Raw genomic sequence first — 17,895 nt, forward strand, 5'->3', positions numbered from 1 at the left:
AATATTTAACTTATCGAAAGGAGTGCTAAAAAGATAAAAAAACTTTATCTTTTATCTGATGAAATTATGAAATACAAAAGTGTGTTCATTTTATTTACTCTATCTGCTGTTCTTTTTTCAGCAGTTACGGTTATGAAAAATGACAATATGTCAAAATCTAAAAAAGATATGAAAATGCAAAATATGAATGATAAGAAAGGAATGATAATGGACGACAAAAATACCGCAAAATCCGATACAAAAGAGAACATTAGGGAAATATATCTCGCAGGAGGGTGTTTCTGGGGGATTGAAGCTTATATGGAAAGAATATATGGAGTAAAGGACGCTACTGTAGGCTATGCCAATGGAAAAACAACTGATACAAACTATCAGCTGATACACGGTACAGGCCATGCAGAAACGGTACATGTAAAATATGATACCAATAAAATATCCCTTGAAAAATTACTGAAATATTATTTTCAGGTTATAGACCCTACAAGTGTAAATAAACAGGGAAATGACAGAGGAATACAATATAGAACGGGAATATATTACACAGACTCAAAAGATAAAAATATTATTCTAAAAGAAATTGAAGAACAGCAAAAAAAATATAACGACAAAATTCAGGTTGAAGTAGAGCCATTGAAAAATTACATATTAGCTGAAGAATATCATCAGGATTACCTGAAGAAAAATCCTAACGGATACTGCCATATAGATTTGGAACAGGCAAATAATGTTATTATAGACCCTAATGACTACCCTAAACCGAGTGATAAGGAACTTCAGTCAAAACTGACTCCTTTACAGTACAGTGTTACTCAGAAAAAAAATACCGAACATTCTTTCAGTAACGAATACTGGGACAATCATGAAGCAGGGTTATATGTAGATATAACTACCGGCGAACCCCTATTTTCATCAAAAGATAAGTATGACTCAGGCTGCGGCTGGCCAAGTTTTACAAAACCTATTATAAAAGAAGTTGTTACTTATCAGGAAGACACCAGTTTTAACATGATAAGAACAGAAGTCCTAAGCAGAAGTGGAAAAGCACATTTAGGACATGTATTTAACGACGGTCCGAAAGACAAAGGCGGACTAAGATACTGTATAAACAGTGCATCTATAAAATTTATACCATTAGAAAATATGGAAAAAGAAGGTTACGGATACCTTGTAAATCTAATAAAATAATTAAGGAGTAAAAAAAATATGTTTGAACAGCATTTATTTATAGGAGGAATATTTACAGCAGGGCTTGTATCTTTTTTTTCTCCATGCATCTTCCCTATAGTACCTGTATATTTGGGAATTTTGAGTAAAGGAAAAAGAACAGTTATAAATACATTTTTATTTATACTCGGGTTATCTTTCACATTTGTATCTTTAGGATTTAGTGCAGGATTTTTAGGTCATATATTTTTCAATGATTATATAAGGATTGGAGCAGGCATTCTCGTTATTATCTTAGGAATACATCAGACAGGAATAATCAAACTTAAACAACTGGAAAAAACAAAATTACTTACGGTAGACACTCATGGTAAAAATTCATCATTGGAAGCATTGATATTAGGGCTGACATTCAGTTTAGGTTGGACTCCGTGTATCGGTCCTGTTTTAGGTTCTATCCTTGCAATTTCAGGAAACGAAGGTTCGGCTCTATATGGAGGAATGATGATGTTTATTTATGTTTTAGGTCTTTCTATGCCATTTATACTATTTTCTCTTTTTTCAAAAAAAGTCTTGGAAAAAGCAAAAAATTTAAATAAACATTTAAATAAATTCAGAATCATAGGAGGTGTCCTTATAATTTTAATGGGTATTTTACTCATAGCAGACAAACTGCATTTTTAAATATAATTGAATATAAAAGAATAATAGAAAGGATAAAAATTATGAAAAAGATTATTACATTTCTGATGATAATGTTATGTTTCAATTCTTTAGCGACAGGAGGCACTTCATTGGACGGAATTCAGTTAAAAGACTTAAACAACAAAACTGTTACACTCGGTAAATATAAAGGAAAAAAAGTTTATATAAAAATGTGGGCTTCATGGTGTCCTACATGTCTTGCAGGATTACATGAAATAAATTCATTAAGTGCAGATAAAAACAAAAATTTTCACATTATAGCAATAGCTTCTCCCGGACATAGAGGAGAAAAATCTAAAGATAAATTTGTACAATGGTATAAAGGATTGGAATATAAGAATATTACAGTATTAATAGATGAAAAAGGAGAAGTCCTGAAAAAAGCCCAGATTAGAGGATATCCTTCAAATATTATACTGGATTCAAATTCAAATATTATAAAAGTTCTGCCGGGACATCTGAATGCCGAACAGATAAAAGAAGCCGTAAAATAATGTATAATATTCTGATTATCGACGATGAACTTATAATAAGAAGAGGAATAAAAACTTTTACAAATTTTAAAAAAATGAACGATCTTATTCTCTTAAGAAAAAGTTTTTTTGACCTTATTATAATTTCAGTTTCCCTTATTTTTACTACTAAAAGTATTTATACAAAAAATCCAAAAATGATTTGAACTAAATTCAATATTTTTGGATTTATTTTTATATCTACCAAATTTTTATGATACTTCAAAGAGTTATCCTAAAAAATTTTAAAACTATATCTGTATTGTTATTTGTATTATTATTTTTTCAGAATAACTTATTCTGTTAATCTATCATCTAAATTGCTCATTATTTCGTTCCGAATATTCTATCTCCTGCATCTCCCAATCCAGGGTAAATATATGCCTTAGAATTAAGTCCCTCATCTATTGCAGCTATATAAAGGTCAACGTCAGGATGTTTCTCTATGACCTTTTTTATGCCTTCAGGAGCACCTATGATACACAACATGGTAATATTTTTTACTCCTTTTTCCTTTAAATAATCAATAGTATAAATCATGGACCCCCCTGTCGCAAGCATGGGATCTGTTATAAACACTTGACTTTCTGCCACATTCATAGGCATTTTTGCATAGTAGTAAACAGGTTTCAAAGTTTCTTCATTTCTATATACTCCCAAATGTCCGACTTTGGCATTGGGAAGCAATTGTAAGATACCTTCTACCATTCCCAGACCCGCTCTCAAAATAGGTACTAATGTTACAGGCTCATCTAAAATTTTTGTTTTTGTTTTCTGAATAGGTGTTTCAATCTCAATTTCTTTTAATTGTAAATGTTTTGTCGCTTCATAAACCATAAGTCCTGCTATTTCATTCAAACTTTCTCTAAATAGCTTTGTATCAGTATTTTTATTTCTTAAATTTGTAAGTTTATGCTCAATTAGAGGATGTTTTAATTCATAAACCGCCATTGATAATCACTCCATTCTTTATTTTCTATAAATTCTCAAAAAAAAACAGAGAATACTACTATTAAAAATAGTAACTCTGCCCGTATTATAAATTATATTTTTTCTTAAATTTATCAACTCTTCCTGTTTCATCGACAAATTTAGATTTACCTGTATAAAAAGGATGCGAAGTTGAACTTGTTGCAACTTTAATTACAGGATATTCTTGTCCTTCAAAAGTTGTCGTTTCTTTTGAAGCTTTTGTAGATTTTCCTAAAAATCTATCTCCGTTACTTGTATCTTCAAATACAACAAATCTGTAGTCAGGATGTATATCTTTTTTCATATTTGACTCCTTTCTATCTATTAAATTTACGATATTTTTTTCGCTATTTCAAATAATAATATCATATTTTCATCATATTTTCAAGTGATTTTTTGAAACAAAATAAATAAAAAATAGGTTCAATAAAATCTTAAACCTATTTTTCACTAATTAAATAATCTTTTGTAAGCAATATTATTTACTAAGGTTATTATCTTAAAGATTTCAACAATTCAAAATCTTCTAATATTTTTTGTTCTTTTTTGATTTCTTTGTCTAATTCAGCTCTTAAAGATTTGAATTCAGCCATTTTTTGTTTGAATTCTTTTCCAAAGATACTTGTATTAGCATTTGCTTCAATATCAGCTATTCTTTGGTCAATATTTGCTTGCATAGCTACATATTTGTCCAATCTTTGTTGAGCTGCTTGAGCTAAAGCTGCTTGCTCATTGAATTTTTGTTGCTCCATTTGGTCTAATCTCTGTAATTGTTTTTCTAAATTGTTTAAACTGTCTTCTAAAGAAGATTTTTTTGCTGGTGCTGCATAAGCCATACTACTTAATACTAATACACCTGCTAAAATTGCTAATTTTTTTTTCATTTTTAATTTCCTCCTTTTAATTCTTCTACTTTATTAAAGTTATCTACTACTTTAGATAATCTTGCTATTTCTACATCTAATGCTTTTACTACATTTTTATATTCTTTTACAAGAGTTTCATACTCACCTTTGAAATATTTTGTGTTTCTTGTTTGTTCCAATTTAACCATTTTTTCTTCAATAGCTGCTTTCAAGGCTTGTTTTTCCTGTAACTGTTGAGAAGCATTTTCAGCATTTCCTCTCAATTTTGAATATTGCTGATTTTCCATATTAACAAGTTGGTTATATTCATTTTCCAATTTGTTATATTTAGCATTTAATGTTTGATAATCTGCAAATGAAACTGCACTTAACAATACAAATAAAATTCCTAATTTTTTCATAACATCCTCCTAAAGATATTTAATTAATTATATTTCAAAACAAATCTTTTGTATATTATATATTATTTATACTACCTTGTCAATATTTTTCTTGACCAATTCGTTTTAAGAAAAAGAGCTAATTTAATAGCTCTTTTTTATTTTGAATATTAAATTTTAACAAATTATTGATTGATTAATTTTACGTTATTGAAGTCAACGTTTTGGAAGAATAATTCAACTCTTCTGTTATTGTATCTTCCTTGAACAGTTTTGTTAGTATCAGCTGGTTGAGATTCTCCTTTACCTGTGATTGAACCGTAAGATATAGAGTTTTTCAATCCATATTCTCTTAACAATCTAGCAACGTTTTGTGCTCTTGCTACTGATAATTTTTGGTTATAAGCATCTGAACCTGTAGAATCTGTATGTCCTATGAAATCAATTGTTCCACCATCAGCAAATTGGTTAATTACATTTGCGATAGTTCCTAAATCTTTAGCTTCTGCTTGATTAGGTACTCTTCCGTCAACTTTAAATCCTTTAATTACACATTTTCTTTCATCAGCTGAACAGTTGAATGGGAATACAGCAGTTTTTGTATTTACTACAACTGGTTCTGGTTTTGCAGGTTCAACAACTTGCTCAACAACAGTTTGAGTAACTACTTTTGGTGATCTGTCATTTTGTAATTTTCCAAATCTGTATCCTAATCTTAATCCAAATGAATCTACTTTATCTCTATCTCTTGATTTTGTGTCTCTATCTTTATATTTCAAGTTTGTTCTTTCATATATAGCTTCCAATGAAACAGGTCCAAATTCAGTTCCTATTCCTGCAGCTGTATATAATCCACCTGAAACGTCTACTCCAGCTTTTCCTAATTTTTTATCTTCGTTAGCAAAAGCATATCCTGCTCTTCCTAATACATATAATACATCATTTCCTGAACTTGTAGTAATTAAATTGAATTTACCTAAAGCATAGACAGGTGCTACTCTTGCGATTTTACCGTCTTTATCTTTTTTATCAATTAATTTTCCAGATTTTGGAGAGAATTTGTATTCAGCTCCTAATCCCCATTCAAATTCACCTTGGTTATCAAGAATGTATTCTAAACCTAAAGTTGGTCCTCCTTTAAGTCTAAAATCTTCTCCTACTGCAGATGCACCATTTTTATATTTTCTACTAAAATCATATCCACCTTTTAATTGGAATTCTGACGCTACAGCATTTAATGCTAATAAAGCTGTTCCTAAAATAACTAACTTTTTCATTTAATTTCCTCCTTAATATTTCAAACATTTGATTTTTCAAATAGTCTCCCTAATCTTCTTCTAAGATTATACTATATGTTGTCAAAAAAATCAACCATTTTTTTATTTTTATTTTTTTCCCGTTTTTATTTTTATTTTTTATTTTTAGAAATTTTTCTTTTTAGAAATAAATTTTTTCTAAGCATTGTAAACACTGGATTTCATTTGTAATTGCCTTTTTTTTAAAAACATCTTTTTTTAAATTTTCTACCTGTATTTAAAAATTAAATTTTAAAAAATAAAAATTATTTTTTGATTAAATTTTATAAATTTAATATTTTGTCGGTATTTTTTTCCAATTTTTTCAATAATGATATTCTATTATTTTTTATCTCTGTATTTTCATCATTTATTATTACTTTATCAAAAAAATCATTTATAACCTCTTCATTATCAATCAATATAGATGTATATGTTTCAAATTCACTGTTTTCAATCTTTTCGAGTTTATTTATAAATAAAAGCAAATTCTTTTCCTGTTCAGTATTAAATAAATTCTCATTGACAGCTATATTATTTTCTTTTTCATCTTTTAAAATATTTTTTACTCTTTTCAGCAGATTTATGAGCTTATCGAATTTCTCAGTTTTTGATAATTTTGACAATACTTTCAGTCTTTCATCAAGCTTTACGATATTACTTTCCAAATCAATTTCATAATTAATCAGGTCTTTATTATATTTTTCTGATAAAACATTTATTATTCTTTGTTTAAAGAACTCTGTTACGTCTTCTATTACATTTTTTTCAGTTACTTTTTTATCATCAGAAAAAATCTCATATGATTTTTTTATAAGTTCTTTATAATCATATTCCAATACCGAGCTTAATGTAACATAGACTATACCTTGAACTGCACGTCTTAAAGCATAAGGGTCTTTTGAGCTTGTAGGCTTTAATCCCACAGAAAAACAACCTATAACGGTATCCATTTTATCTGCAATTCCTGCCAGAGCTCCTTCTATCGTTGTAGGCAAAATATCTCCCTGATATCTTGGCAGATAATGTTCAAAAATACCCAAAGCTACATTTTTATTTTCTCCCTGTTTTTCAGCATAGATTGAACCCATAAAGCCCTGTAATTTAGTAAATTCTTTCTCTGAAATTACATTCGATACTAAATCGGCTTTAGCAAGCTCGACTGTTCTAAGAACATTTTCCTTATCTGACTGTTTTCCAGTTTTTTCTATCAGATATTCGGCAATTTTTTTACTTCTCCGTATTTTATCATATATTGTACCCATATCTTTTTGAAAAGTTACTTCTTTTAATTTTTCAACATTGTCCGAAAATTTATTTTTCAGGTCTTCTTCAAAGAAAAACTTCGCATCGGCAAGTCTTGGTTCTATGACTTTTTCATTACCTTTTTTTACAGTTTCGGAATATTCGGGAGCATTTCTTACAAGTATAAATTTATTAGTCAGTTTTCCATTTTTATCTTTTACAGGAAAATATCTCTGATGAGTTTCCATTGTAATTGTCGTAATATCTTCAGGAAGTTGTAAATAATCTTTGTTATATTCTCCTTTTATGACATATGGATATTCTATAAGATTTACTACTTCTTCCATTAAATAGTCGTTTATTATGGCTGTGTCTCCGTCTTTTTCGCAACTTTCTTTTATACCTTTCAGAATTTCCTCACGTCTTTTATCTTTTTTGGGAATAACAAAATTTTCTTTTAACGTTTTTTCATATTCTGAAGGACTCGAGATCGCTACATCCTGAGAAGCGAAATATCTCATTCCCCTCGTTTTATTTGAGCCTTTTATTCCTTCAAACTCAAAATTCAGAACTTCATTTCCAAACAGAGTAACAAACCACTTAATAGGTCTTGCAAATCTGAAAGATTTATCTCCCCATTTCATTGATTTTTCAAATTCTATTTTTCTTATTATATTACTCAATATCTCAGGTAATATTTCCTTTGTTTCTTTTCCTTTTACAAATTTTTCAACAGAGATATATTTTCCTTTTTCATTTTCAACTATTTTAATATCTTCTTTTTCGGCACCTTGAGATTTTACAAATCCTTCTCCCGCTTTTGTCAATTCTCCGTCTTTATATGCTATTTCAATTGACGGTCCTATACTTTTTTTATCAAGGTCTTCCTGTTTTTCAGCTATATTTTTTATTATTACGGCAACTCTTCTCGGTGTACTGAAGGACTCTATTTCTGAAAAAGAAATCCTCTCCACTTTTAACTCATCTTCGGTTATTTTTTTCAAATCAGCTTCTGCCTTATCTACATATCTTGAAGGAAGCTCTTCCAATCCTATTTCAAAAAGAAAATCCATATAATCTCCTCCTTTTACCAAAGTTATTTTATTATTTCTTCAACAACGGATATCCTAAATTTTTTCTTACTTCTATAAACTGTTCCGCACATTTTTTTGCCAAATCTCTTACTCTCAGTATGTAGGACATCCTCTCCGTTGTGCTTATCGCTCCCCTTGCATCAAGATTATTGAATGTATGGGAGCATTTCAGAACATAGTCATAAGCAGGTAATACAAGTTTATGCTCAAGACAATTCAGTGCCTCTTTTTCGTACATATCAAACAATTGAAAATTCATAGGCACATCAGCCACCTCAAAACTGTATTTTGACATTTCATATTCATACTGAAAACGTCTTTCTCCGTATTTTACACCTTTTGCCCATTCCAAATCATAGACATTATCCTTATCCTGCAAATAAAGAGCTATTCTTTCAAGTCCGTATGTCAGTTCTGCCGGAGTTATCTCAACTTCAATTCCTCCAACCTGCTGAAAATAAGTAAACTGCGTTATTTCCATTCCGTCAAGCCATACTTCCCAACCAAGTCCCCACGCTCCGAGTGTGGGACTCTCCCAGTTATCCTCAACAAATCTTATATCATGTTTCTTAGGGTCTATCCCTAAAGCCATCATACTTTCAAGATAAAGTTCCTGTATATTCTCAGGGGAAGGTTTCATTATTACCTGAAACTGATGATGTTGATAAACTCTGTTAGGATTTTCTCCATATCTTCCGTCTTTCGGTCTTCGTGAAGGTTCTACATAAGCTATGTTCCAAGGTTCGGGACCTAAAGACATTAAAAACGTATCAGGATTGAAAGTTCCCGCTCCTGTTTCCACATCATAGGGATTACCGATTACACAACCTTTTTCTCCCCAAAATTTCTGAAGTGTCAATATTATTTCCTGAAAAGTCATATTAATACATCTCCTTTCCAATTTATTTAATTTTTTGTAACCCTTTTTTTGGCCGATATTTTCTGAAAAAATAATCAATCACAATAATATATATTCCTATATGTACGTACATATCGGCAACATTGAATACAAAACTCCAGATACCTCTAAAATCTATCATATCTACGACAAATCCTCTGAATATCCTGTCAGCCATATTTCCCACTGCTCCTGCCGCTATTACGGAAACTCCTATTTTCGTCCACTTGGTATAATTCTTAAAATTCTTAAATTCGGAAAACACTATGTATCCTATCAAAATTATACTTAAAACAGTAAAAACATTTATTTTTCCCTGAAACAGTCCAAAAATTCCTCCATGATTTTCCACGTAAGTTATATGAAAAAAATTTTTTAGAACGGGAATTGAGTAGCCTACCTGTCCTTGAGATAATTTTACTATTTCATATTTTGTGAACTGGTCTACTAAACCAAGAATTATAATTATCAATATATAAAGCATATTTTTTCCCTTTTTCTTCCTATTTTTTTTCTGAAGCAAGAACTTTAGCACATCTTGGACAAACATCCGGATGTTCAGGGTCATTTCCTACTTCTTCATGATACTTCCAACATCTTTCACATTTTTTTCCTAATGCTTTTATTACTCCTATGGAAATTCCCGAAATTTCACTTTGTTCAAGCTCATCATTTACAAATTTTGTCTGAGAAACAATGAATAAATCAGATACTTCATCTTCAGTATAGTCTTTCAGAAAATCAAAGTCGGCATTATCAACTTTTAAAAGAACTCTCGCATCAAGGGAATGTCCTATCAGACCGTTCTGTCTTTCAGCTTCAAGTTTTTTGTTTACTTCTTTTCTCAAATGTTGAATTTTACTCCATTTTTTTGCAAGTTCATCGTTTTTATATTCAGGAATTAAATCTATCCAGCTTGATAAATGTACACTTTCCTCATCTTTCAGAGCTTCAGGTATTCTCTCCCAAATCTCATCTGCTGTAAATGAAAGAACAGGAGAAATTATTCTTACTAATACTTTCAAAGTTTCAGCCAGTACAGTTTGGGTACTTCTTCTTTCAAGGGAATCCTTTTCTTCGCAGTACAGTCTGTCTTTCACTATATCCAAATAAAATGATGACATATCTATCGAACAGAAATAGCTGATTTCCTGAAATAAGCTGTAAAACTCATATTTATCATAATATTGTGTAGTTTTTTCTTTCAGTTCTTCTAATTTATGCAATGCCCATTTATCTATTTCATACATATCATTGTAATTTACTTTTTTATTTTCATAGTCGAAATCATTCAGATTTCCCATTAAAAATCTTGCAGTATTTCTAATTCTTCGATATGCGTCCGACATCTGCTGCAATATATTTTCAGAAATTCTTACATCTTCCCTGTAATCTACTGAAGACACCCAGAGCCTCAATATATCTGCTCCGTATTTTTCAACTATATCTTTTGGGAGTATTGTATTTCCAAGAGATTTGGACATTTTTCTGCCCTGCCCGTCCATTACAAAACCGTGTGTAAGTACCCTCTTATAAGGAGCGTCTTTTGTACTTGCTATTGATGTAAGAAGTGATGACTGGAACCAACCTCTGTGCTGATCACTTCCTTCAAGATACAAATCAGCAGGTCTTGGAAGTCCTCTCGGAATAAGCACACCTCTATGTGATGCTCCCGAATCAAACCAGACATCCATTATACTTCTTTCTTTTCTCAATTTAGTATTTTTCAGATTATATTTTTCAAGAAGTTCTTCTCCAATTATTTCTTCAGCTTCATATTTCCACCAAATGTCAGTTCCTTCCTTTTTGACGAGTTCGATTACTTTATCCATTATTTCAGGCTCATAAATGACTTCATTCGTTTCGGCATTATAGAACAAAGGTATAGGCACTCCCCAAACTCTCTGTCTTGAAATAGTCCAGTCAGGTCTTGTTTCAAGCATCGCATTAATCCTGTTTTTACCCCATTCAGGTACAAACTCCACATCTTCCAGAGCTTTCAACGCATTTCTTCTGACATCGCTTTCGTCCACACTTATAAACCACTGTTCTGTAGCCCTGAATATTACAGGCTTTTTACTTCTCCAGTCATGGGGATAGGAATGGACAAATTTACTGTGATGTAATAAATGTCCACTATTTGTCAAATCTTCCACAATTATATTACTCGCTTTTGCATAAAACAGTCCCTCATATTTACCGGCTTCTTTTGTCATATGACCTCTGTCATCAACAGGAGATAATATACCGATTCCATATTTTAGGGAATAATTGTAGTCATCAACTCCATGTCCCGGTGCCGTATGTACCGCTCCCGTACCTGCATCTGCTGTTACATAATCTCCTACCATTACCAGCCCTTCTCTGTCCATAAAAGGATGTCTGTAATGAGTATTTTCAAGGTCTGTTCCTTTAAACTCACTTATTAGCTCATAAGAAAGTCCAAGTGTTGCAAATACTGTTTCTGCAAGGCTTTTTGCTAAAATAAGGTTTCCTTTTTCTGTTTTATACAGTCCATAATCAAATTCAGGATGCAGGAACACTCCCAAGTTCGCAGGTAATGTCCATGGCGTTGTTGTCCAGATTAGGATATTTGCCTCATCTACGCCTAATTTATCCAGTAGATCCTGTGAAGCTTCAAACTTTACATAGATAGAGTGAGATTCTACATCTTTATATTCGATTTCAGCTTCGGCAAGAGCCGTTTCAGTGGTAGGCGACCAGTATACAGGTTTCAATCCTTTGTAAATATATCCATTTTCGTATATTTCCTTAAAGACTTTCAGTTGTTCAGCTTCATATTCAGGTCTTAAAGTAATATAGGGGTCTTCCCAGTTTCCCAATATTCCCAGTCTTATAAATTCTTCTTTTTGTTTCTCTACCCATTTCAATGCATATTTTTTACATTCCTGTCTTATTTCAAGAGGAGTCATATTTCTCGCTTTTTCTCCGTATTCTTCCATTATTTTCCACTCAATAGGAAGTCCGTGAGTATCCCAACCGGGAATATACGGAGCATTATACCCTCTCAATCTCTTATATTTCAATATTATATCTTTCAAAACCTTATTCAGGGCATGACCTATATGTATGTTTCCATTAGCATAAGGCGGTCCGTCGTGCAACACAAAAAACTCATTTCCTTCTCTCAATGATTTTTTGTAAATTTCAGATTTTTTCCAGTCTCTTAATGTTAACGGCTCTTTCTGAGCAAGATTTGCTTTCATTTTAAAACTTGTTTTCGGCAAATTGAGCGTCCCCGCATAATCCACCTTTTCGACATTCTGTTCTTCCGACATTTTTCCTCCAAATTCATTGATTTTCTTATTTTAAATTCATATATTTATCTTACATTATCTTTTGATATCTGATATTAATTCATCAATCTGTAACTATGCTATCATCACACTACCTATAAATACCAATATTCCTAAAATTATTGCATACACTATTGAATATTTAATAGTAAATTTCAGCATATCCCCTTCCTGTCCTACAAGTCCTACAGTTGAAGCTGCTATTGCTATATTCTGCGGAGAAATCATTTTTCCTCCTGTAGCCCCTGCTGTATTGGAAGCTATAAGCAAAGATTTTAGTATATCACTGCCAGGTTTCAGCCCCTCTGCCACACTGTGTTGCAAATCACCAAATAAAAGATTTGAGGACAAATCACTTCCTGTAACGAAAGTTCCTATTGTTCCTAAAAACGGGGAAATCATAGGAAAACCTTTTCCTGTAAGACTTACAAAACCGTCCGCTATACTCTGTATCATTCCACTGTGTTTCATAACTACCGATAATGCGACTATCCCCATAATAACAGTTAGTGAAGGTATTTTATGAACTGTAGTATGCCATAATACCTCTCCCATATCCTTAATTTTAGCTTTCTGAACAAATCCTGCCAGTACAGTAGCTAAAAACAATGGTGCCGCAGGAGCAAGAAGCCATTTAAATGTTACGCTCGGATCTCCTCCGTCCCTAAACCATATATCCTGATTTCCCAAGGCAAAATTAAATTTAGTTGTTGTAGGTTCAAGTAACTGATGAATACTTTCTACAACAGGACTTGTGCCGACTATAAGCACTATCATAAGAATATAAGGAAGCCATGCAAGTAAAGCCTCTTTTGCTGTAACAGGTGCTTTTACAAAATTTTCTTCATTTTTAATAAATATTTTTATAGATACTATCATCAATATCATTGCAAACAGACTTGACAGGATTGTAGGCAATTCCGCTCCCATTGTAAAAGCAATTACAGGCTGTATAAGATATCCCAGTATTGAAGCTACTATTATAGGAATAATTCCCCTACCGTAAGCAGAATCTTTACCGCCTTCCACTTCTTTATTTGCCATTTTTACTATAATAAACGGAATAATACATGTCAAAATCAGTAACAGCAACGACGTAAACAAAGGCGTATAGTTCCCTGTTTTATCAAGCCCAAGTTTTGAAACCATTGTTGTAACGGGCAATCCTACTGTACCGAAAGCTGTAGGAGTAGAGTTCGCTATAAGACATATCAATGCCGCATTTAAAGGATTAAACCCTAAAGATACCATTATTGCCGCAGGAATTGCAACAGCAGTTCCGTATCCTGCTATCCCCTCTATAAATCCTCCAAATCCCCATGCAAGCACTAAAGCCTGAGCTCTTTTATCAGTAGTAATATTCCCCAACATTTTTTTCACTGTTTCGATTTTTCCTGTCTTTACTGACAAATCATAAGCAAACAATGCCGCAATAACTACAAATCCAATCGGCATCCATGCCACTGAAAATCCCTCTATTACTGAAGCCAATATCCCCTGTACCGGCATTCTCCATGCAGGAACAACAAAAGTCAGAACAATTGCTACAAACAAACTCATATACGCACTGAACATTGCTGATTTTTTCAGACCTGCCAGCAGTACCAAAAACAATATTATCGGAACCAGTCCTATTAAAAATAAACTCATTTTTTACCTTCTTTCTCTACATATCTAATTTCTAATCATTGATTTATAATTATTTTTCTTAATCATTTTTATAATGACACTCTAATTATGTTAATCTTATCAAATATTTCATAATGTTTTTCTATTATATTATTGATTTATTTTATTTATTATATTCCTTTTCTTGTAAGTCCTACTCTTCCTCTTTCTTTATCCAGAGACAAAATTTTAACTTTTATTATCTGTCCTACGGATAATTCTTTCGTAGGGTCTGATACAAATTTATCGGATATTTGTGATATATGGATTAACGCATCATTTTTTAGTCCTATATCTACAAAAACTCCGAATTTGGCAACATTTCTTACTGTTCCCTCCAAGACCATTCCTTCTTTCAAATCGTCCATATTGAGAATATCAGATCTTAATAGAGGCTTCTCAAACTCATCTCTCGGATCTCTCCTGTCTTTTAACAATGCTCCGTATACATCCTTTGCGGTCTGAGGTCCGAAGTCATTTTCTTTTATAATTTTTTCCAGATTGATTGTTTTCAATTTTTGTCTGACTTCATCCAGATTTTCTTTTAAATCTGAAACTTTACAGCCTGCTTCTTTTAATATAGTTTCAGCAATATGATAAGATTCTGGGTGAATTATAGTATTGTCAAGGGGATTTTCACTGCCCGGTACTACTATAAAACCCGCCATTTGCTCAAAAGCCTTGTCGCCTAAACCTTTTACCTTTTTCAATTGCTTTCTGTCTTTAAAATCTCCATTTTCATGTCTATAATCCACAAGATTTTTAGCGACATTTTTCTTAATCCCCGAAACAAAACTCAACAATGCCCACGAAGCTGTATTAATATTTACACCGACATTATTTACCACATGTTCTATTGTCTGCTCCAGTGTTTCATTGAGTTTTTTCTGATTCACATCATGCTGATACATCCCTACACCTATAGACTTTGGGTCTATTTTTACAAGTTCTGCCATAGGGTCCTGTATTCTTCTTGCTATGGATATCGCCCCCCTTGCCGTTACATCAAGGTCAGGAAATTCTTCTATAGCAAGTTTTGATGCAGAATATACCGAAGCTCCCGCTTCGCTTACTATGAGATACGACACCTGCTTTTTAGCTTCTTTTATTATTTTTGCCACAAAGCTTTCTGTTTCTCTCGAAGCTGTACCGTTTCCTATCGCTATTATATCCACATCGTATTTATCAATATAGTTCAATATTTTCTTTTTAGCCTCGTCAAGCTGCTTCTGATTGTGCATCTCCTCAACTAAATAAAGTACATCATTTGTTTCGTAAAATCCGTCTTTATTTATTATGACCATTTTACAGCCTGTTCTATACCCCGGATCAAGTCCCATAAGTGTTTTTTTGGATAAAGGAGGCTGTAACAACAGTTTTTCAAGATTTTCCGAAAATATATTTATCGCCTCTTCTTCGGCTTTTTCAGTATATATATTTCTCACTTCATTTTTTATTGACGGATAAGCAAGTCTGTCCAAAGAATCTTTTATAATCTCTTTATAAAAATCTGTCATATTTTTATTTGGGAATGATTTCAGTATAAAATTCATTATAAATTCTTCAGTTCTTTCATCAATATCTATATCAACTTTCAGGATTTTTTCCTTTTCTCCCCTATTTAATGCCAAAATTCTATTTGAAGCAGCTTTTTCTATAGGTTCCGAATATTCATAATAATCCTGATACACGCCTTTTGTATCTTCATTTTTATTCTTTTCAATAACTTTTGATGTAAGAGTTCCGTATTTTGCTATTCTTTCCCTTAAAAATTCCCTTATTTTAGCATCTTCTGATATATTCTGGGCAATAATCAGGTGTACTCCCTCAATAGCCGCTTCCACGTCATGAACTTCTTCGGTAATGTATTTTTCAGCTTCAGCTCTCAGTAAATCTGCCGTAGTATCAGGCAGTAAAGCAAATATCGATAAAGGCTCCAGCCCATAGTCCTTGGCAATATCGGCTTTTGTTTTTTTCTTTTTCTTGTAAGGCAAATACAGATCTTCTACTTCCTGTAATTTAACAGCGTTTATTATACTTGCTTTCAGTTCTTCGGTAAGTTTGCCCTGCTCTTCTATCAGTCTTATAACTTCTTCTTTTCTTTTTTCAAGGTTTCTATAATAAGTAACTTTTTCAATTACTTCTCTTATCTGCTCTTCATCAAGATTTCCCGTAACTTCTTTTCTATAACGTGCTATAAACGGAACTGTCGCTCCTTCATCAAACAGATTTATCGTATTTTCTATTTGAGAAACTTTTAAATTCAGTTCTGTTGCCACACTTTTTACTATATCCAAGACTCTCCTCCATATACATTTTTTCACTTTTGTTATTTTATTTTTTAAACTAATAAATATTTTAGCATAATTTCCATAAAATAACCAGTTTTTCAAAGAATTTTTTTAAAAAGTAATTTTACTGCATTTTATGACAAAAAACCTGTTTCAATCTCCAATCAAGATTAAAACAGGTTATCCTTATCCGTTTATTAAATTTATTTATGAGCTTCAACTTTTTTGTTAATTTCATCCTGCGTCATAAATCCTACAAGAGTTTCAACAGGTTGTCCGTCTTTGAAAATAACCATTGTAGGCACACTTCTCACTCTAAATTGTGCAGCAAGGTCGCTTGCCTGATCTACATCCACTTTTACAATTTTATAATCAACATTATCTGACAGCTCGTCCAATACCGGTCCCAACATTTGACAAGGTCCGCACCATGTTGCAAAAAAGTCTACTAAAGTAACTCCGCTTTTTACTAATGTTTCATTTTCAAAATTTTCTCCTGCATAATGTACTACTTTACTCATATTTATTTTCCTCCTATAAATTATAAATTTTTTTGTTAAATGTATTATATCACTTTTTATGTGTATATGCAAACTTTTTCAAATATCTATTCTAATATAAGACATATTTTTTATTTTAATTATTCTTATCTTAATCACTTTTATCTCAATTACTTTTGTTTTAATTACTTTTTATTCTACCAGTTCTTCATATTTTTATTTTGAATTTATTTTTAAAAATTTTCCATAATTTTTGATTATCTTTTGATTATCAGTTTGACTATTGGAATATAATTATTTAAAAACCTCTCCTGCTTCCTTATACCACAGCACCAAATCCAGCTCATCCATTCTAATTCCTGAATATTTTGAATATTCCCTCATTTTTTCTTCTATTTCGTAATATTTTTTTTCGGTTATGGATTTTGGCATTTCATCAATCACATTTAGCCATGCAAGATTTCTTAAAATATGTCTGTCCAGTATGGCAATATTTTCTCCAAATCCCAGATTTCTCAATACATGATTTGCTTCTTTCAAACCCATTCCTTTTATATTCTTATATATCCATTCCCTCTTCTGCAAGGTATCTCCCTTTTCCGAAAGAATTTTTTTTGGCTGGAGTTTTCCGTCTACTGTCATCAGTTTTCTAAGTTCCACTAAATACCTTGATTTATTATTTTTAAATCTGACAATATTTAGATATTCGGCTATTTCTTCAGGCTGTCCGTTAAACAGCAGACCGTTATTTACTAACGTCGTTATTGCCTGCCACGCATTTTTAGCCTTGGACTGGGGCGTCAGTATACAAAATGCCACTTCTGCAAATACTTCCTTTTCATTGCCTTGCCATGCTTTCTTATAACCTTTTATAGCCTTTTCCATTTCTTTTCTGATTTTTTTATGTATTTCCATTATTTCATTATGAAGTTCCTTATTCAATTTTTTTTCCAAACTATTTTTCTTTGGCAAAATATTTTCCTCCGAT

16 protein-coding genes are annotated in these 17,895 nt (G+C 31.8%); 3 read left to right on the forward strand and 13 right to left on the reverse strand.

From position 1 onward, the window contains the following. Positions 1-66 precede the first annotated feature (66 nt). Genes msrB through ACO5J6_RS07850 form a run of 3 tightly spaced genes read left to right on the forward strand, consistent with a single transcriptional unit; the run spans position 67 to position 2,363 of the window. Complete coding sequence (gene msrB, locus ACO5J6_RS07840) at positions 67-1,185, forward strand: peptide-methionine (R)-S-oxide reductase MsrB (RefSeq protein WP_485643237.1); 1,119 nt, start codon at positions 67-69, stop codon at positions 1,183-1,185. Between the two features lie 18 nt (positions 1,186-1,203). Beyond that, positions 1,204-1,848: a cytochrome c biogenesis CcdA family protein gene (locus ACO5J6_RS07845; RefSeq protein WP_485643238.1), complete on the forward strand. Its 645-nt coding sequence runs from the start codon at positions 1,204-1,206 to the stop codon at positions 1,846-1,848. Between the two features lie 41 nt (positions 1,849-1,889). Continuing rightward, a complete protein-coding gene (locus ACO5J6_RS07850; protein ID WP_485643239.1) occupies positions 1,890-2,363 on the forward strand; it encodes a redoxin family protein in 474 nt (157 codons plus the stop codon). A 345-nt stretch (positions 2,364-2,708) separates the two neighbouring features. Here the strand turns inward: ACO5J6_RS07850 and upp are convergent, their stop codons facing one another. From upp to ACO5J6_RS07915, 13 genes are all read right to left on the reverse strand, one after another. Further along, the gene (upp, locus tag ACO5J6_RS07855) at positions 2,709-3,332 is read right to left on the reverse strand and encodes a uracil phosphoribosyltransferase (protein ID WP_485643240.1); all 624 of its coding nucleotides are present in this window, start codon (positions 3,330-3,332) and stop codon (positions 2,709-2,711) included. Positions 3,333-3,417: 85 nt separating this feature from the next. Continuing rightward, positions 3,418-3,657: a type B 50S ribosomal protein L31 gene (locus ACO5J6_RS07860; RefSeq protein WP_485643241.1), complete on the reverse strand. Its 240-nt coding sequence runs from the start codon at positions 3,655-3,657 to the stop codon at positions 3,418-3,420. Positions 3,658-3,847: 190 nt separating this feature from the next. After that, positions 3,848-4,237 (reverse strand): adhesion protein FadA, encoded by a 390-nt coding sequence (locus ACO5J6_RS07865; RefSeq protein ID WP_485643242.1) that lies wholly within the window; start codon positions 4,235-4,237, stop codon positions 3,848-3,850. 2 nt (positions 4,238-4,239) lie between these two features. Further along, entirely contained in the window at positions 4,240-4,620 is a 381-nt protein-coding gene (locus ACO5J6_RS07870) for an adhesion protein FadA (protein WP_485643243.1), read from the reverse strand. 164 nt (positions 4,621-4,784) lie between these two features. Beyond that, a complete protein-coding gene (locus ACO5J6_RS07875) occupies positions 4,785-5,876 on the reverse strand; it encodes an OmpA family protein (RefSeq protein WP_485643244.1) in 1,092 nt (363 codons plus the stop codon). 302 nt (positions 5,877-6,178) lie between these two features. Continuing rightward, positions 6,179-8,212 carry a glycine--tRNA ligase subunit beta gene (glyS, locus tag ACO5J6_RS07880; protein ID WP_485643245.1) on the reverse strand — a complete coding sequence of 678 codons (2,034 nt, stop codon included), beginning with the start codon at positions 8,210-8,212 and terminating at the stop codon, positions 6,179-6,181. Positions 8,213-8,243: 31 nt separating this feature from the next. Next, complete coding sequence (gene glyQ / locus ACO5J6_RS07885) at positions 8,244-9,113, reverse strand: glycine--tRNA ligase subunit alpha (RefSeq protein WP_485643246.1); 870 nt, start codon at positions 9,111-9,113, stop codon at positions 8,244-8,246. Between the two features lie 22 nt (positions 9,114-9,135). Further along, positions 9,136-9,615 (reverse strand): signal peptidase II, encoded by a 480-nt coding sequence (gene lspA, locus ACO5J6_RS07890; protein ID WP_485643247.1) that lies wholly within the window; start codon positions 9,613-9,615, stop codon positions 9,136-9,138. A gap of 19 nt (positions 9,616-9,634) precedes the next feature. Then, positions 9,635-12,430: an isoleucine--tRNA ligase gene (gene ileS / locus ACO5J6_RS07895; protein WP_485643248.1), complete on the reverse strand. Its 2,796-nt coding sequence runs from the start codon at positions 12,428-12,430 to the stop codon at positions 9,635-9,637. 93 nt (positions 12,431-12,523) lie between these two features. Further along, the gene (locus ACO5J6_RS07900; RefSeq protein WP_485643249.1) at positions 12,524-14,098 is read right to left on the reverse strand and encodes an L-lactate permease; all 1,575 of its coding nucleotides are present in this window, start codon (positions 14,096-14,098) and stop codon (positions 12,524-12,526) included. A 149-nt stretch (positions 14,099-14,247) separates the two neighbouring features. Then, entirely contained in the window at positions 14,248-16,413 is a 2,166-nt protein-coding gene (locus ACO5J6_RS07905) for a Tex family protein (RefSeq protein ID WP_485643250.1), read from the reverse strand. A 197-nt stretch (positions 16,414-16,610) separates the two neighbouring features. After that, the gene (gene trxA, locus ACO5J6_RS07910; RefSeq protein ID WP_485643251.1) at positions 16,611-16,928 is read right to left on the reverse strand and encodes a thioredoxin; all 318 of its coding nucleotides are present in this window, start codon (positions 16,926-16,928) and stop codon (positions 16,611-16,613) included. A 273-nt stretch (positions 16,929-17,201) separates the two neighbouring features. Beyond that, positions 17,202-17,879 (reverse strand): N-glycosylase/DNA lyase, encoded by a 678-nt coding sequence (locus ACO5J6_RS07915; protein ID WP_485643252.1) that lies wholly within the window; start codon positions 17,877-17,879, stop codon positions 17,202-17,204. Between the last annotated feature and the right edge of the window lie 16 nt (positions 17,880-17,895).

The organism is Pseudoleptotrichia sp. (assembly GCF_057270515.1).

Excerpts from the sequence above, each read along its gene's own strand:
- msrB (WP_485643237.1), top strand. The coding sequence starts at position 67 with ATGAAATACAAAAGTGTGTTCATTTTATTTACTCTATCTGCTGTTCTT.
- ACO5J6_RS07845 (WP_485643238.1), top strand. The coding sequence starts at position 1,204 with ATGTTTGAACAGCATTTATTTATAGGAGGAATATTTACAGCAGGGCTT.
- ACO5J6_RS07850 (WP_485643239.1), top strand. The coding sequence starts at position 1,890 with ATGAAAAAGATTATTACATTTCTGATGATAATGTTATGTTTCAATTCT.
- upp (WP_485643240.1), bottom strand. The coding sequence starts at position 3,332 with ATGGCGGTTTATGAATTAAAACATCCTCTAATTGAGCATAAACTTACA.
- ACO5J6_RS07860 (WP_485643241.1), bottom strand. The coding sequence starts at position 3,657 with ATGAAAAAAGATATACATCCTGACTACAGATTTGTTGTATTTGAAGAT.
- ACO5J6_RS07865 (WP_485643242.1), bottom strand. The coding sequence starts at position 4,237 with ATGAAAAAAAAATTAGCAATTTTAGCAGGTGTATTAGTATTAAGTAGT.
- ACO5J6_RS07870 (WP_485643243.1), bottom strand. The coding sequence starts at position 4,620 with ATGAAAAAATTAGGAATTTTATTTGTATTGTTAAGTGCAGTTTCATTT.
- ACO5J6_RS07875 (WP_485643244.1), bottom strand. The coding sequence starts at position 5,876 with ATGAAAAAGTTAGTTATTTTAGGAACAGCTTTATTAGCATTAAATGCT.
- glyS (WP_485643245.1), bottom strand. The coding sequence starts at position 8,212 with ATGGATTTTCTTTTTGAAATAGGATTGGAAGAGCTTCCTTCAAGATAT.
- glyQ (WP_485643246.1), bottom strand. The coding sequence starts at position 9,113 with ATGACTTTTCAGGAAATAATATTGACACTTCAGAAATTTTGGGGAGAA.
- lspA (WP_485643247.1), bottom strand. The coding sequence starts at position 9,615 with ATGCTTTATATATTGATAATTATAATTCTTGGTTTAGTAGACCAGTTC.
- ileS (WP_485643248.1), bottom strand. The coding sequence starts at position 12,430 with ATGTCGGAAGAACAGAATGTCGAAAAGGTGGATTATGCGGGGACGCTC.
- ACO5J6_RS07900 (WP_485643249.1), bottom strand. The coding sequence starts at position 14,098 with ATGAGTTTATTTTTAATAGGACTGGTTCCGATAATATTGTTTTTGGTA.
- trxA (WP_485643251.1), bottom strand. The coding sequence starts at position 16,928 with ATGAGTAAAGTAGTACATTATGCAGGAGAAAATTTTGAAAATGAAACA.